Annotated in this window: 11 protein-coding genes and 15 tRNA genes; 25 read left to right on the plus strand and 1 reads right to left on the minus strand. The window is 51.0% G+C overall.

Annotation, left to right across the window (positions count from 1 at the left end; all coding sequences use genetic code 11):
- Window positions 1-24: 24 nt before the first annotated feature.
- The 25 genes from csrA to luxS all read left to right on the plus strand — a co-directional run bounded on the left by csrA (window position 25) and on the right by luxS (window position 13948).
- Window positions 25-222: a carbon storage regulator CsrA gene (csrA, locus tag MD588_RS17615; protein WP_036818084.1), complete on the plus strand. Its 198-nt coding sequence runs from the start codon at window positions 25-27 to the stop codon at window positions 220-222.
- 215 nt (window positions 223-437) lie between these two features.
- A tRNA-Ser gene (locus MD588_RS17620) sits at window positions 438-529 on the plus strand.
- A gap of 36 nt (window positions 530-565) precedes the next feature.
- Window positions 566-642: transfer RNA gene (locus MD588_RS17625), tRNA-Arg, on the plus strand.
- 72 nt (window positions 643-714) lie between these two features.
- Window positions 715-791 (plus strand) — tRNA-Arg (locus tag MD588_RS17630).
- An 11-nt stretch (window positions 792-802) separates the two neighbouring features.
- A tRNA-Ser gene (locus tag MD588_RS17635) sits at window positions 803-894 on the plus strand.
- An 80-nt stretch (window positions 895-974) separates the two neighbouring features.
- Window positions 975-1051: transfer RNA gene (locus MD588_RS17640), tRNA-Arg, on the plus strand.
- A 58-nt stretch (window positions 1052-1109) separates the two neighbouring features.
- Window positions 1110-1186, plus strand: a tRNA-Arg gene (locus tag MD588_RS17645).
- Window positions 1187-1197: 11 nt separating this feature from the next.
- Window positions 1198-1289: transfer RNA gene (locus tag MD588_RS17650), tRNA-Ser, on the plus strand.
- A gap of 80 nt (window positions 1290-1369) precedes the next feature.
- A tRNA-Arg gene (locus MD588_RS17655) sits at window positions 1370-1446 on the plus strand.
- A 59-nt stretch (window positions 1447-1505) separates the two neighbouring features.
- Window positions 1506-1582 (plus strand) — tRNA-Arg (locus MD588_RS17660).
- A gap of 64 nt (window positions 1583-1646) precedes the next feature.
- Window positions 1647-1723: transfer RNA gene (locus tag MD588_RS17665), tRNA-Arg, on the plus strand.
- Between the two features lie 113 nt (window positions 1724-1836).
- Window positions 1837-1913: transfer RNA gene (locus tag MD588_RS17670), tRNA-Arg, on the plus strand.
- A gap of 72 nt (window positions 1914-1985) precedes the next feature.
- Window positions 1986-2062: transfer RNA gene (locus MD588_RS17675), tRNA-Arg, on the plus strand.
- A 47-nt stretch (window positions 2063-2109) separates the two neighbouring features.
- Window positions 2110-2186, plus strand: a tRNA-Arg gene (locus tag MD588_RS17680).
- Between the two features lie 72 nt (window positions 2187-2258).
- Window positions 2259-2335, plus strand: a tRNA-Arg gene (locus MD588_RS17685).
- 47 nt (window positions 2336-2382) lie between these two features.
- Window positions 2383-2459, plus strand: a tRNA-Arg gene (locus MD588_RS17690).
- Window positions 2460-3154: 695 nt separating this feature from the next.
- Complete coding sequence (locus tag MD588_RS17695) at window positions 3155-3406, plus strand: oxaloacetate decarboxylase subunit gamma (RefSeq protein WP_265698851.1); 252 nt, start codon at window positions 3155-3157, stop codon at window positions 3404-3406.
- Between the two features lie 45 nt (window positions 3407-3451).
- Window positions 3452-5224, plus strand: coding sequence for a sodium-extruding oxaloacetate decarboxylase subunit alpha (gene oadA, locus MD588_RS17700; RefSeq protein WP_265698853.1), 1773 nt, complete (start codon window positions 3452-3454; stop codon window positions 5222-5224).
- A gap of 9 nt (window positions 5225-5233) precedes the next feature.
- Entirely contained in the window at window positions 5234-6364 is a 1131-nt protein-coding gene (locus tag MD588_RS17705; protein ID WP_265698854.1) for a sodium ion-translocating decarboxylase subunit beta, read from the plus strand.
- A gap of 163 nt (window positions 6365-6527) precedes the next feature.
- Window positions 6528-7487 (plus strand): NADP-dependent oxidoreductase, encoded by a 960-nt coding sequence (locus MD588_RS17710; protein WP_265698855.1) that lies wholly within the window; start codon window positions 6528-6530, stop codon window positions 7485-7487.
- Between the two features lie 75 nt (window positions 7488-7562).
- On the plus strand, window positions 7563-7994 hold the full coding sequence (locus MD588_RS17715; protein WP_265698857.1) for a YqaA family protein: 432 nt from the start codon (window positions 7563-7565) through the stop codon (window positions 7992-7994).
- Between the two features lie 11 nt (window positions 7995-8005).
- Window positions 8006-10858: a M16 family metallopeptidase gene (locus MD588_RS17720; RefSeq protein ID WP_265698859.1), complete on the plus strand. Its 2853-nt coding sequence runs from the start codon at window positions 8006-8008 to the stop codon at window positions 10856-10858.
- 197 nt (window positions 10859-11055) lie between these two features.
- The gene (gene gshA, locus MD588_RS17725; RefSeq protein WP_265698892.1) at window positions 11056-12624 is read left to right on the plus strand and encodes a glutamate--cysteine ligase; all 1569 of its coding nucleotides are present in this window, start codon (window positions 11056-11058) and stop codon (window positions 12622-12624) included.
- A 141-nt stretch (window positions 12625-12765) separates the two neighbouring features.
- Window positions 12766-13377: a transglycosylase SLT domain-containing protein gene (locus tag MD588_RS17730; RefSeq protein ID WP_265698861.1), complete on the plus strand. Its 612-nt coding sequence runs from the start codon at window positions 12766-12768 to the stop codon at window positions 13375-13377.
- A 52-nt stretch (window positions 13378-13429) separates the two neighbouring features.
- Window positions 13430-13948 (plus strand): S-ribosylhomocysteine lyase, encoded by a 519-nt coding sequence (gene luxS / locus MD588_RS17735; protein WP_265698862.1) that lies wholly within the window; start codon window positions 13430-13432, stop codon window positions 13946-13948.
- 101 nt (window positions 13949-14049) lie between these two features.
- Here the strand turns inward: luxS and MD588_RS17740 are convergent, their stop codons facing one another.
- Entirely contained in the window at window positions 14050-15327 is a 1278-nt protein-coding gene (locus MD588_RS17740) for an HlyC/CorC family transporter (protein ID WP_265698863.1), read from the minus strand.
- Between the last annotated feature and the right edge of the window lie 3 nt (window positions 15328-15330).

Raw genomic sequence — 15330 nt, forward strand, 5'->3', positions numbered from 1 at the left:
TGAGATTACTCAAGGAGCACACGAATGCTAATTTTGACACGTCGCGTAGGTGAAACACTAATGATTGGTGACGAAGTTACCGTTACTGTACTTGGCGTTAAAGGTAATCAGGTTCGCATTGGTGTTAACGCACCAAAAGAAGTATCTGTTCACCGTGAAGAAATCTACATGCGAATTCAAGCGGAAAAAGAAACTGGTTCTCAGGGTTCTGGTAACTACTAATTCGAAGAAGGTCGGCGATTGCTGGCCTTTTTTGTGCCTGCCAAGCAATTGCTCGTTGCGCCATGATATTGAAAATAAGTAAGATAGTGCGGGGCTTACGCCGGATAAATTGCCTTGTTGGCTATTAAGTGTTCATCCGCACTGTGAATGTCATTTTTTGACGATAAAGTGTTTGACTTATTTTTGGCTGGCAGTAATATGAGCCCCCGCAAGACGGTGAGGTGGCCGAGAGGCTGAAGGCGCTCCCCTGCTAAGGGAGTATACGGTTTATCCCGTATCGAGGGTTCGAATCCCTCCTTCACCGCCATTCCTTTTTAGGGAATTGCGACGATAGATACATTGCGCGCTCGTAGCTCAGCTGGATAGAGTACCTGGCTACGAACCAGGCGGTCGGAGGTTCGAATCCTCCCGAGCGCGCCATACATCTAAACATGGCTTAACTAGACGGTTTGTTATGCGTCAGTTAGCGGTGTTGATACAAAATATTAGTGTGCGCTCGTAGCTCAGCTGGATAGAGTACCTGGCTACGAACCAGGCGGTCGGAGGTTCGAATCCTCCCGAGCGCGCCATTAATTTGTGTGGTGAGGTGGCCGAGAGGCTGAAGGCGCTCCCCTGCTAAGGGAGTATACGGTTTATCCCGTATCGAGGGTTCGAATCCCTCCTTCACCGCCATTCTTTTGTTGTCTCTGAAATATGCTTCCAGCTACAATTTCAGATTCTGACAAATTTTCTTTCTTTTGAAAGAAGCCTGCGCGTCCGTAGCTCAGCTGGATAGAGTACCTGGCTACGAACCAGGCGGTCGGAGGTTCGAATCCTCCCGGACGCGCCATTATTGATATGCATGGTATTGTTACTACGATACGGTGCAGTAAAACCGAATTAAGTGTGCGCTCGTAGCTCAGCTGGATAGAGTACCTGGCTACGAACCAGGCGGTCGGAGGTTCGAATCCTCCCGAGCGCGCCATTGATTTGTGTGGTGAGGTGGCCGAGAGGCTGAAGGCGCTCCCCTGCTAAGGGAGTATACGGTTTATCCCGTATCGAGGGTTCGAATCCCTCCTTCACCGCCATTCTTTTGTTGTCTCTGAAATATGCTTCCAGCTACAATTTCAGATTCTGACAAATTTTCTTTCTTTTGAAAGAAGCCTGCGCGTCCGTAGCTCAGCTGGATAGAGTACCTGGCTACGAACCAGGCGGTCGGAGGTTCGAATCCTCCCGGACGCGCCATATTATTAAAGGTATAGCTTCAGACATTTGTTCAGCTTTGCCTTACAACAAGATTCTGCGCGCTCGTAGCTCAGCTGGATAGAGTACCTGGCTACGAACCAGGCGGTCGGAGGTTCGAATCCTCCCGAGCGCGCCATTCTTCAAAATCTTTAATTGCATCAGCATTTAAAGTGATATTCTTTCTTCGGAAAGAAGCCTGCGCGTCCGTAGCTCAGCTGGATAGAGTACCTGGCTACGAACCAGGCGGTCGGAGGTTCGAATCCTCCCGGACGCGCCATTTCTTTTAAGGCAGAAAGCTAAGTACCAACGGATTGATACTTATATAACCAATGCTCAGCGCAATTGAACATTGGTATATGAGCTTTTGCTTTTTTTGGAAAAAAATTCTGCGCGCTCGTAGCTCAGCTGGATAGAGTACCTGGCTACGAACCAGGCGGTCGGAGGTTCGAATCCTCCCGAGCGCGCCATTATTTAAAGTGTTTGATTAAGCGGCTAGCCGACGAGGTCTGACACGATTCTTTCTTTTGAAAGAAGCCTGCGCGTCCGTAGCTCAGCTGGATAGAGTACCTGGCTACGAACCAGGCGGTCGGAGGTTCGAATCCTCCCGGACGCGCCATTATTGATTAGCAGTGATTCGTCACTGTAGCAAAAAGAAACATCTGCGCGCTCGTAGCTCAGCTGGATAGAGTACCTGGCTACGAACCAGGCGGTCGGAGGTTCGAATCCTCCCGAGCGCGCCATTATTTAAAGTGTTTGATTAAACGGTTATCCGATGTGGTCTGACACGACTCTTTCTTTTGAAAGAAGCCTGCGCGTCCGTAGCTCAGCTGGATAGAGTACCTGGCTACGAACCAGGCGGTCGGAGGTTCGAATCCTCCCGGACGCGCCATTATTGATTGGCAGTGATTCGTCACTGTAGCAAAAAGAAACATCTGCGCGCTCGTAGCTCAGCTGGATAGAGTACCTGGCTACGAACCAGGCGGTCGGAGGTTCGAATCCTCCCGAGCGCGCCATTTTTCAAAAGCTCAGCTTCGGCTGGGCTTTTTTTATGCCTCAACACTTCCTCTTTCATACTTTGACTTTCAGCTGTCGTGCTGTCGAGGTTGGTTTACGCCGGTTTCGATCTGTCGAGTAGTTCAAGCCCATCATGTCCCGATAGGCACATCACTCCTTTTCTTCGCATCTTTGGCTCCTCTTCCCTGCCGTTCATCACACTGTATGCCTGCCGTTCATCACACTGTATGTATGGGAGTCGTTTGGGTATATATGGGTCAATTGAAATCTTTCTGGAACTTATCGCCATTTTCTTTTGTTAACTGCATCTATTTATAAGAAATAACCATATGTTTGGTGGAAGTTGGCGGGAAGGATGAAAATTAATTTTAACTAACTGATATGTCATTATTTTTATTGGAATATATATAAAAGATAAATACAACATTACGTTAACGTAAGCGTAAGGATCTTGCCATTTAGGCTAAAGAAATCCGCGTATTAGCGTGGTGGTATGGAGTGAATACAGCCTTTGGGGTGGTTATTTTTCAGCAAGTTGTGATAAATTGCAGTATTGGTTAACACTTTTGTATCAAAGTGGAAAAATAAAACCTCAAACTCCTCTTTTTAGGGCTCGCTTGTTAATCAATTTGACATAATTTTGCTTGTTATGATAATTCTTAACTCGCCAATCACAATATGAAAGGAAGCAATAATGGCAGGTTTAGGCAGTTTGCTGTGGGAAGCAGCGACGATCATGGCTACGGGCATGTTGGTGGTATTTGTGTTTCTCAGCACCCTGATCTTTTTAGTCCAACTGTTGGCGAAAGTGGCTTCGAAGGAAGCAACTCCGGAGCTCAAGGCGCAACCCGCTACAACAGTTGCTTCAAATCACAATGGTGTACAGCCCGATGTCGTGGCGGCCATTACTGCGGCGGTTAGCCAATATCGTCAGCGTAATGCTTAACATTGTGGTTTCCAGGACGATTTTTATTACAAGGAGTTTGTGAGCATGTCCAAGTCTTTAGCTATCACTGACGTTGTGTTACGTGATGCCCATCAGTCTCTTTTTGCTACTCGTCTACGTATCGAAGATATGCTGCCAATTGCTGAGCAGCTGGATAACGTAGGTTACTGGTCTCTTGAAACCTGGGGGGGCGCTACTTTTGACTCATGTATCCGTTTCCTGGGTGAAGATCCATGGGAGCGCCTGCGTGCACTGAAGCAGGCTATGCCGAAAACGCCGATGCAGATGTTGCTGCGTGGCCAGAATTTATTAGGTTATCGTCATTATGCCGATGACGTGGTCGAGAAGTTTGTCGAGCGAGCCCATGCCAACGGGATGGATGTTTTCCGCATTTTCGATGCGATGAATGATGTTCGTAATTTTGAAAAAGCGGTCAAGGCGACAGTAGATGTCGGCGCCCACGCCCAGGGGACGATCTCCTATACCACGAGTCCGGTTCATACCCTTGATACCTGGACCGATCTTGCCAAGCGTCTTGAGGATCTCGGTTGTCACTCTATCTGTATTAAAGATATGTCTGGCTTACTTAAGCCATATGAAGCCGAAGAGCTGGTCAAACGCATTAAAGCGTCGTGTGATGTGCCATTGGCGCTGCATTGTCACGCAACAACCGGTCTGTCGACAGCAACTGCCGTGAAGGCGGTGGAAGCCGGTTTGGATATCCTGGATACTGCGATTTCCTCAATGAGTCAGACCTATGGCCATACCCCTACAGAAACCGTGATTGCGATGCTGGAAGGTACCGAGCGCGATACCAACCTCGACCTGCAGCAGATCGAACCCATTGCCAGTTACTTCCGTGATGTCCGTAAAAAATATGCCAAGTTCGAAGGCAGCCTGAAAGGTGTCGATGCCCGCATTCTGCTGGCTCAGGTTCCGGGTGGGATGCTGACTAATATGGAAAGTCAGCTAAAAGAGCAGGGAGCGGCGGATCGTTTTGATGAAGTGCTGGAAGAGATCCCACGCGTTCGTGAAGACCTAGGTTTTATTCCGCTGGTTACGCCAACTTCGCAGATTGTCGGCACGCAGGCAGTATTGAACGTGCTTACGGGTGAGCGTTACAAGAGTATTAGCAAAGAAACGGCTGGTGTTCTTAAGGGCGAATATGGTCAGGCGCCGGCACCAGTCAATGCCGATCTGCAGGCGAGGGTGCTAGAAGGTGCCGAGCCGGTAACTTGCCGTCCTGCCGACCGAATTGAAGACGAACTGGGCAGCCTGACTGACGAACTTGTGGCAAAAGCCAAGGCGGACAGTATCAAACTAGCGGATGAGCAGGTTGATGATGTGTTGACTTATGCCTTGTTCCCTCAGGTAGGTCTTAACTTCCTGAAAAACAGAAATAATCCTGAAGCATTTGAACCTGCTCCAGGTACTGAGGCTGAGCCTGCTGTACAAGCGGCGCCAGCAGTCACTGCCGGTGGTGTTGAAGCATATAGTGTGAAGGTAAACGGCCAGGTTTATGATGTCGAAGTTGGCCCTGCCGGAGAAGTATCATCGGTGACGGCTGCAGTGCCAGCAGCAGCTCCCGTTGCTGCCGCCAGCACTGCTGAAGCGGTGCCTGCACCGTTGGCCGGTAATATTTTCAAAGTCAATGTCCAGCCAGGCAATGCCGTTTCCGAAGGGGATGTGCTGGTTGTGCTTGAAGCGATGAAGATGGAAACCGAGGTCCGTGCGGCTCGCAGTGGGATTGTGCAGGATCTGCACGTCAAGGAAGGTGACTCAGTGACTGTCGGCTCTCCGATCCTGAGCCTGGCATAAGAGGATACCATGGACGGTTTATTAAAACTTTGGCTCGAGACTGGGATAGCTAATTTCGAGTTCGGCCAGTTGGCTATGATCCTGGTGGGTTCAGGTCTTCTGTTTCTCGCTATCCGCAAGGGCTTTGAGCCCTTGCTGCTGCTGCCGATGGGCTTTGGTGCCATTCTGGCCAATATTCCCAATGCTGGGTTTACCGAGCCGGGGGGCTTGCTGTATTACATCTACCACGTCGGGATTGAAACTGGGGTTTTCCCGCTGTTGATCTTTATGGGCGTGGGGGCGATGACGGATTTTGGGGCGCTGATTGCCAACCCGAAGACCCTGCTGCTAGGTGCTGCGGCTCAGTTTGGTATTTTCTTCACCCTGTTCGGAGCGATCCTGCTTAACTTGGTTCCGGGGATTGAATTTACCTTGGCGGATGCGTCGTCGATTGCGATTATCGGTGGTGCCGACGGACCTACGGCGATTTTCCTGGCCAGCCGGTTGTCACCGGATCTGTTGGGGGCGATTGCTGTTGCGGCCTATAGCTATATGGCTCTGGTACCAATTATCCAGCCGCCGATCATGAAAGCGCTGACAACACCGGAAGAGCGCGTTATCGAGATGCAGCAACTGCGTCATGTCAGCAAAGCGGAGAAGGTTCTGTTTCCGCTGGCCGTATTGTTGATGACTATTCTGTTCCTGCCATCGGCCACGCCTCTAGTCGGTATGTTCTGCCTGGGTAACCTGATGCGTGAGTCCGGGGTGGTGGAGCGTCTGTCGAATACAGTACAGAATGAGCTGATCAATATTGTGACTATCATGCTTGGCCTTGGTGTCGGCTCCAAGCTGGAAGCGGATAAGTTCCTGCAGTTTGAAACGCTCGGTATTCTGCTATTGGGTGCCGTGGCATTCAGTGTCGGTACCGGCGGCGGCGTCCTGATGGCGAAATTACTTAACCGCTACAGCAAGGAAGACATTAACCCGCTGATTGGTGCGGCTGGTGTCTCGGCGGTTCCAATGGCTGCTCGAGTGGTGAACAAGGTGGGTCTCGATGCCAATCCGCATAACTTCCTGCTGATGCATGCAATGGGGCCTAACGTGGCCGGCGTACTGGGCTCGGCGGTTGCTGCTGGTATTCTGCTAGCCTTGGTCGGATAGCGCGAGTTTGGCTGCCGGTACGGCCAGTAGCCTAGGATATCGTTAGCCTGACATCATTGGCTTGAAACAAATTGAAACGGGTAGCAATGCGCTGCCCGTTTTTTTATGGCGCCAGTCAGGTAAGATGGAAATCAGAACGTGAACCAAATATAAGGAAGAGGGAATGAAACAGTGTCAGCAACTCGCCATTACCCGGTTTGGTGAACCATCGGTACTGGCGATGCAATCTGCAGAGGTGCCGCAACCAACAGCCAGTCAGGTACTGATCAAGGTGGCCTACGCAGGAGTGAACCCGATTGATGCCAAAACCCGTGCCGGACTGGGGTGGGCAGCGCAGCAGAACAAGGATAAGCTCCCTTGGGTTCCGGGCTATGACATTGCCGGCGTCGTGGCGGAACTGGGCTCTGGAGTGACGAACTTGAGCGTTGGAGACACGGTGTCGGGCTTTATCGGCTTTCCGCTGCTGGGTGGTGGCTATAGCGAGTATGTGGTGGCAGAAGCAGATGCGCTTAGCCTCGTGAGCGAGAGCGTGTCATTGGTCGAGGCGGCGGCGCTACCTTTGGCCGGACAGACGGCCTGGCAGGCCTTGGAAAAAGCGCAAATATCCGCTGGCGAGCGGGTGTTGATCCTCGCTGGTGCCGGTGGGGTTGGCCATATTGCTGTCCAGTTGGCGGTAGCCAAAGGCGCTAAGGTGGCTGCGACCTGCTCGTCCGCCAACGTGGCATTTGTTGCCAGTTTGGGCGCGACGGCCGTTGATTATCGCCAGGGGCCACTGGCTGAGCAAATAGGTCAGATCGATGCACTGATCGATCTTATGGGGGGAGATGTCGGTATCGCTGCCCTTAATTGTGTTAAGCCCGGAGGGCGGGTAGTGACGATTCCGACTATCACGGCTGAGGCTGTATGTGAGCAGGCTCGACAGCGTGGGTTGCTGGCCGAGGGGATGTTGGTATCGCCGTCTGTCGAGCAGAACAATGCAATGATGGCGATGCTGCAGGCTGGCACGTTGCAGTTACACGTCGCCGCCCGGTATGCCTTGTCAGACGGAGAAAAGGCACACCAGAAAATTGAATCAGGGCGGACCCGAGGAAAGGTTGTTTTGTCGATAGGCGGCAGCCACTAGGCTGCCCGCAGGTTCTCTTTGCCGTGTTATAAGGCGCCAAAGTGCAATCTACATAATTATTAATAAGTTGTTTCGATGCTAGAGTTATTTAATGGTGAGTCGGCACTGTGGGTGTTGTTCACCACCGGGTTTCTGAGTGCTACGTTATTGCCGGGTGGCTCAGAAGCCAACCTTATCGCAACCCTCAAATTAGGGGATAATGTTGTTTGGCTGGTTGTTTTGGTTGCCACACTGGGCAACACCCTGGGAGGGATGACCAATTATTGGTTGGGTAGATTACTGCCAGATAAAACTTCTGATGAAAAACATGGTCATAAAGCTCTGCAATGGCTGAAAAAATATGGCTATTGGTCATTGTTTTTTAGCTGGTTACCGATTATAGGTGACCCGTTATGTTTGGCGGCAGGCTGGTTGCGTATGCGCCATTGGCTCAGTTTTCTGATTGTGATGATTGGTAAGGCTGCGCGATACACCGTACTGGCTCTGATCGTCCAAGGTCTTTTATAAGGAATGCTTACGTGCAAAAGTGGATTCTAGGTGTTGCGCTGTTTTCTCTCGCCGGGTGTAGTGCCCAGAAGATAGAGAAAGAGGCGGTTCCTGAGTTACCTGAAGGGGTGACCTTCATCGAACAGGTGACAGGCGGTCAAGGTGAGCCTGTTATTCCGTACACAAAATACACTCTGGCCAATGGCCTGACAGTATTGCTTCATGAGGACGACTCCGATCCCCTGGTTCATGTCGATATGACCTACCACGTCGGCTCGGCCCGTGAGGAGCTGGGGAAATCCGGATTCGCGCATTTCTTCGAGCATATGATGTTTCAGGGCTCGGAGAACGTCGGTGATCAGGAGCACTTCCGTTTGATCACCGAGGCGGGTGGTACCCTCAATGGAACCACCAACCGTGACCGGACCAATTATTTTGAAACGGTACCTGCCAACCAGCTTGAAAAAATGCTGTGGCTGGAATCTGATCGCATGGGCTTTTTACTCGGGGCCGTGTCACAGCGTAAGTTCGAGATCCAGCGTTCTACCGTGAAAAACGAGCGCGCTCAGCGTTATGAGAACCGCCCGTATGGCTTAGTTTATGAGCGCATGGGTGAGGCTCTTTTCCCTCGCACGCACCCATATTCCTGGCAGACAATAGGTTATGTGGAGGATCTTGACCGCGTTGACGTTAATGACTTGAAAGCATTCTTCCTTCGCTGGTACGGGCCGAACAACGCCACCCTGACCATTGGTGGTGATATCGATGTTGAGCAAACGCTGGCATGGGTGAACAAATACTTTGGCTCTATCCCCCGTGGGCCGGAAGTCGAAAAGGCGGCGAAAAAACCGGTGACACTGGATGCTGACCGTTACCTGACCCTGGAAGATAAAATCCAGCAACCAATGCTGCTCATGGCATGGCCGACCTCCTATAACGGAGCAGAAGATGAAGCCTCGCTGGATATGCTGGCGCGGGTGATTGGCGGCGGCAAGAACAGCCTGATGTATCAGAACCTGGTTAAAACCGGTGATGTGGTCGATGCCGGTGCCTTTCATGATTGCGCCGAGCTGGCCTGTACCATGTATGTTTACGCGATTGGTCAGAGCGGCGACAAAGGGAATCTCAAAGATCTGCGCGGCAAGGTAACGACGATCCTTGATGGCCTGGAGCAGCGCGGTGTCAATACCAAGGAGCTGAATGAGCTGAAAGGCATGGTCGAAGCGAATGCGATTTTTGGCTTGCAGAGCGTCAGCGGCAAGGTCTCGCAGCTGGCGGCCTATGAAACTTTCTTTAATAATCCTAACTACCTGAAAGAAGAGTTAGGAAACTTGCGTGTCGTTACCACGGCCAGCATGGAGCAGGCGTATATGCGCTATATCAATGGTAACCCGAGTGTTACTTTGAGTGTGGTACCGAAAGGTAATACCGCATTGCAGGCTGCGAAACCTAACTTTACCCCGCCGGCGCGGATCATTCCCGAGCACCAGAAGGTTGCTGACGAACAGCTACTGCTAAGGGAAGCGGTGGATGACTTCGATCGCTCTGTCATGCCGCAGCCGTCGTCACCAGTCGAGGCGGTGATGCCCGAGCTATATCAGTTTGAACTGGCTAACGGTATCAAGGTACTCGGCACCAAATACCGCGAAACACCGACGGTCGAGATCCAGATGGTGATCCCGGCAGGTCGTCGCTTCGAGCCCGCCGGGAAAACTGGCCTGGCAAAACTGACGGCGACAATGATGCTGGAAGCTACGGAGAAATCGACAGCTGAAGAGCTATCCTCCCGTCTGGATATGCTGGGCAGTACCGTTGGCTTCAGTGCAGGGCTATACGGTACCGTGGTTTCAGTAACCTCGCTGGAGAAGAATTTACCGCAGACATTGGCCGTTCTGGAGGAACGATTATTTCATCCGGCATTCAAGCAAGGCGATTTCGATCGAGTTAAGCAGCAGGCGTTGGAAGGGATTATTTATGAACACCAACGTCCGGCTTGGTTAGCTGGTCAGGCAACACGCGAAGTCCTGTATCAGGGGACTAGCTTTAGCTTGCCACCGGAAGGAACGAAAGCCTCAATCGAAGCGATTACCCTCGACGATGTGAAGGCATTCTACCAGCGTTACTACACGCCAAACGGCACTGATGTTGTCGTGGTTGGCGATACAACCTCTGAGGAGCTAACGCCGCAGTTAGACTTCCTTGCCAATTGGCAGGGGGCGCCAAAGCCGGTATATACCGCCCAGGCCCTGCCGGATTTATCTAAGCAGACCCTGTGGATGGTGGACAAGCCGGGAGCGCCCCAGACGGTGATCCGCCTAGTGCGTCAAGGGCTGCCTTATGATGCCACGGGCGAGTTGTTCGAAACTCAGCTGGCCAACTTTAACCTGGCCGGTAACTTCAACAGCCGGATTAACCTCAATCTGCGTGAAGATAAGGGTTATACCTACGGTGCGGGCGGCTATCAAAGTGGCGGCAAAGAGGTCGGTCTATCGGTTTACTATGCCCAGGTACGTGCTGACGCGAGTTTGGCTTCACTCAAGGAATTCCTTGCCGAGCTGGAGAAAATGAGCACGGCAGGTGTGACCGATGACGAAGTGGCCTTTATGCGCCTGGCGGTAGGTCAGAAGGATGCCCTTAACTATGAAACCCCGGGCAAGAAAGCTCAGTTGCTGGGGCAGATCCTGACCTACTCTCTGCCGGAAAACTTCGTGGAGACCCGTAATGATATCGTTGCAACCATAACTAAAGAGCGGTTGAATGAGTTGGCGGCGGCATGGTTTAATCCGGATGACTATCAGATCATTGTGGTCGGTGATGCGAAATCGCTGACACCGCAATTTGAAAGCCTCGGTATTCCGGTGAAGGCGTTACAACCACAAATGTAACCATTTGGGGGCTGTATTTATACTTTGGCCGGTACGATATGTGCCGGCTTTTTCCATTCATTGGTTAGGTGGAAAATTGGTTTCAATTGGCATTATTGTTTCTGAGCTGTAAAACAGTTTCGCAGGAATAATCATGGCAATCGCCATAAATTATGATTACTCTACCTCACTTGTAAAGTTATTGATTGAGAATGGCCTTGATGGATTTTTCACAAAGGTTGCAGCAGATTTCCGCAAATCCTGATGCACTGACTCAGATAGGACGCGGGCTAGAGCGTGAGGCGTTACGAATTACGCCGCAAGGAAGCCTGTCGGCACAGATGCATCCCGCTGGATTGGGATCGGCGTTAACCAACAAATGGGTGACCACCGACTTTGCCGAATCACTGTTAGAGTTTATTACTCCGGTATCGCATAATGTTGATCACCTGTTGACGCAACTCAGTGATATTCACCAGTTTGCCTACAGTAAGCTAGAGCAGGAAAATCTCTGGCCAATGTCGATGCCATGTTTTGTCGGTAATGAAGGTGACATTACGCTGGCGCAGTATGGTAGCTCAAACTCTGGCCGTATGAAGACACTGTACCGTGAAGGATTGAAGCATCGTTATGGCAGCGTGATGCAGGTGATTTCCGGCGTCCATTTCAATTTCTCGTTCCCAGAGGCTTTCTGGCAGCAGCTGTTTGGTGACCAGGCAGAGCAAGAGCGACAGAATGCAGTCTCTGACGCGTACTTTGGCCTGATTCGTAACTACTACCGTTTTGGTTGGCTGATCCCGTACCTGTTCGGGGCCTCCCCGGCATTGTGTGGTTCATTCCTAGAGAACAGCGCATCGGAACTTAACTTTGAGCAGGTTGGCAACGGTACGTATTACCTACCAAACGCAACCGCGCTTCGTCTCAGCGATCTGGGGTACACCAATCATGAGCAAAGCTCGCTGAAGATTGGCTTTAATAGCCTGGAGCAGTATCTGGACGGCTTGCAGAAGGCGATCCGTACGCCATCGAATGAATTTGCCAATATCGGCGTTAAGGTCGGTGGTGAATATCGTCAGCTTAATGCCAATGTGTTGCAGATAGAAAATGAGCTGTATGCACCTATTCGCCCTAAGCGTGTAGCGGCTGGTGGCGAGAAGCCTTCGGAAGCCTTGGGCCGTGGCGGTGTTGAGTATATTGAAGTGCGCTCTCTGGATGTCAATCCGTTTAGTCCTATTGGTATTACCGAAGATCAAGTACGTTTCCTTGATCTGTTCCTTACCTGGGCTGTTTTGTCTTCATCCGACCCGATGGATGATGCCGAGTTGGAATGCTGGCGTGACAACTGGAACCGCGTGGTACTTGATGGCCGCAATCCAGAGTTGTTATTGAAAATTGGCTGCAATGGTGAACGCCTGTCGGTACAGGATTGGGGTTTACGTGTCTTTACAGAGCTGGAGCAAGTTGCTCAAGCGATGGATGCAGCTGCGGGCAATAATGATTACCAGCAAACGGTGGCTCGTTTGAAAGCATGGATCAATAATCCGGAGCTGACCTTATCTGCTCAACTACTAAACAAGATTAAGCAGCATGAGGGTATTGGCCGGGTAGGGGTTGAGCTGGCGGATAAGCACGCTACGGCGCTTAAAAAGCGTGAATACGCATTTTATTCTCAGAAGGAGTTTGAGCAGGAGGCTGAAGCCTCTAAGGCCAAGCAACAGCAGATAGAACAAAGTGATGCCCTGTCGTTTGATGAATTTCTGGATGAGTACTTCGCGGATCTGAAGTAGTCTAGCTGTCAAAATTTAGATAAAAAAATGGGCAGCGACCTTGCTGCCCGATAAAAATTTCGCAGGGATGACGACAGCGTTACTGTCAGTCATTAATTATGACCACCAATACCCCGTTTGGTTCCAAGTTTGGGTGAAAATATGCGTACTGCGCCCCGCTTATTCCTATATACCGGCCTAGCACTCGCTTTGGCTGGCTGCGCTACACCTCCCCCTAAAGATCAATCTAATCTGTGTAATATCTTCCGGGAAAATCCGGATTGGTATGAAGATGCGCTAGATATGCAGGATGAATGGGGAACCCCAATGCATGTTGCGATGGCATTTATCAAGCAAGAAAGCAGCTTCCGCCATGATGCCCGGCCGCCAAAGGACTATATTCTGGGATTTATTCCCTGGGGCAGGGTAAGCAGTGCCTATGGTTATGCCCAGGCACAGGATCCCGCATGGGAGGATTACCAGAAGGCGACCAGAAATGGCGGCTCGCGTACAGACTTTGCCGACTCGATGATGTTTGTCGGCTGGTACACCACTGAGACTCAGCGCCAGTTAGGAGTATCAAAGTGGGATGCCTACAATCAGTATCTGGCCTACCATGAAGGGCGTGGCGGCTTTAAGCGCGGAAGTTACAAATCCAAACCGACCTTGATGAAAGTGTCACGCAAGGTTGAGCAGCAGGCGAAGAATTATGGCTGGCAGCTGAAGCAGTGTCGGCAGGAACTGGAAGATAATCGTAGCTGGTGGCCGTTCTGACTTAGGCTATGTTTATCTGTAAGGTAATTATCAGGCAAAGGAGAAGGAAGCAATGCCATTACTAGATAGTTTTACCGTTGACCACACCCGGATGCATGCCCCGGCAGTTCGTGTGGCAAAAACGATGCAGACACCCAAGGGAGACACCATCACCGTGTTTGATCTGCGCTTCTGTCGCCCGAATATCGATATTCTGAGTGAACGCGGTATTCACACCCTCGAGCACCTTTATGCCGGGTTCATGCGCAATCACCTTAACTCTGATCGTGTCGAAATCATTGATATCTCGCCGATGGGATGCCGTACCGGTTTCTACATGAGCCTGATTGGCACCCCGAGTGAGCAGGAAGTGGCAGCCAGCTGGACAGCTGCCATGGAAGACGTGCTAAATGTGGAATCTCAGGACAAGATCCCTGAGCTCAACGAATACCAGTGCGGTACTTTCACCATGCATTCACTCGACGAGGCCAAGCAGATAGCCAAAACAATTCTGGAGCAGGGGATCAACGTTAACAAAAACGATGAACTGGCATTGCCGGACTCTATGCTTCAAGAGCTGAAAGTGAAATAGCCGTTCTCTGCGAAAATTTAGCAGAGAAGTATAGGTTACCGTAGAAATATAACAAAGCCGGCAAGATGCCGGCTTTATTAGTTCGTTCTATATCAGCCTGGCTAACCCGTTTTCTGCAACTGGGTCGGCAGAACTTTAACCAGTTTGATCATATTCTCCGAAACCTCGATGATTTCCATCTGGTGGCCGCCGACTTTGATGCTGAGCTGGCTATCCGGAATATCTTCAAGGTGTTCCAGAATCAGGCCGTTGAGGGTACGCGGTCCATCGGTTGGCAGGTTCCAGTTCAGGCTCTTGTTGAGATCGCGGATATTGGCACTGCCCTCGATCATCAGGCTGCCATCGGCCTGAGGGGTGATTTCTTCTGCCAGTGTCGGTGTGATCGAAGTGGTAAACTCACCAACGATCTCTTCCAGGATATCTTCTAAGGTGATTAATCCCTGAATATCGCCGTACTCGTCGACAATAAGACCGATACGTTCCTTGTTACGCTGAAACTTGAGTAACTGGATATTTAATGGCGTGCCTTCCGGAATGAAATAGACCTCATCAGCAGCACGCAGCAGGTTGGCCTTGCTGAAGTCATTGCGGTCCATCATCAGGCGGTAAGCTTCCCGTACCCGCAGCATACCGACCACTTCATCGATATTGTCGCGATACAGGACGATACGACCGTGAGCGGAATGGCTTAGCTGGCGAACAATCGACTTCCAGTCATCATTGACGTTAATCGCGGCAATATCACTGCGTGGTACCATCAGATCTTCCACCGTGACATTTTCCAGATCGAGGATCGACAGCAGCATATCCTGGTGGCGGCGAGGAATTAAGCCGCCGGCTTCATTAACGACGGTACGCAATTCGTCTGAGCTAAGCTTGGAGTCGTTTATGTTATCGACTTTGAGCCCCAGCAGCATCAGGAAGCCGTTGGTGATCCCGTTGACAAACCAGACCAGCGGATAAAGCAGCTTCATCAATATCTTGAGCACAATACTGCTGGTGTAAGAGACCCGCTCGGGGTAAAGGGCTGCAAGGGTTTTTGGGGTCACCTCGGCGAAAACCAGTACGACTAATGTCAGTGCACCAGTTGCAATCGCAACCCCCATATCGCCATACAGGCGCATCCCCAGAATAGTGGCGATGGCAGAGGCAAGAATATTGACTAGGTTATTGCCGATCAGGATCAGCCCGATCAGGCGGTCAGGGCGCGAAAGCAGTTTTTCAACTCGTTTGGCCCCGCGGTGTCCTTGGTTGGCAAGGTGTCTCAGCTTGTAGCGGTTGAGTGACATCATGCCAGTTTCAGAACCGGAGAAGTATCCGGAAATGACGAGTAGTAATATCAGGAGGGAGAATAAGACTCCCGTGGATATGTCGTCCAAAAA

It is taken from the genome of Photobacterium obscurum (genome assembly GCF_026191635.1).
GTDB classification, from domain to species: domain Bacteria; phylum Pseudomonadota; class Gammaproteobacteria; order Enterobacterales; family Vibrionaceae; genus Photobacterium; species Photobacterium obscurum.

Excerpts from the sequence above, each read along its gene's own strand:
- csrA (WP_036818084.1), top strand. The coding sequence starts at position 25 with ATGCTAATTTTGACACGTCGCGTAGGTGAAACACTAATGATTGGTGAC.
- MD588_RS17695 (WP_265698851.1), top strand. The coding sequence starts at position 3,155 with ATGGCAGGTTTAGGCAGTTTGCTGTGGGAAGCAGCGACGATCATGGCT.
- oadA (WP_265698853.1), top strand. The coding sequence starts at position 3,452 with ATGTCCAAGTCTTTAGCTATCACTGACGTTGTGTTACGTGATGCCCAT.
- MD588_RS17705 (WP_265698854.1), top strand. The coding sequence starts at position 5,234 with ATGGACGGTTTATTAAAACTTTGGCTCGAGACTGGGATAGCTAATTTC.
- MD588_RS17710 (WP_265698855.1), top strand. The coding sequence starts at position 6,528 with ATGAAACAGTGTCAGCAACTCGCCATTACCCGGTTTGGTGAACCATCG.
- MD588_RS17715 (WP_265698857.1), top strand. The coding sequence starts at position 7,563 with ATGCTAGAGTTATTTAATGGTGAGTCGGCACTGTGGGTGTTGTTCACC.
- MD588_RS17730 (WP_265698861.1), top strand. The coding sequence starts at position 12,766 with ATGCGTACTGCGCCCCGCTTATTCCTATATACCGGCCTAGCACTCGCT.
- luxS (WP_265698862.1), top strand. The coding sequence starts at position 13,430 with ATGCCATTACTAGATAGTTTTACCGTTGACCACACCCGGATGCATGCC.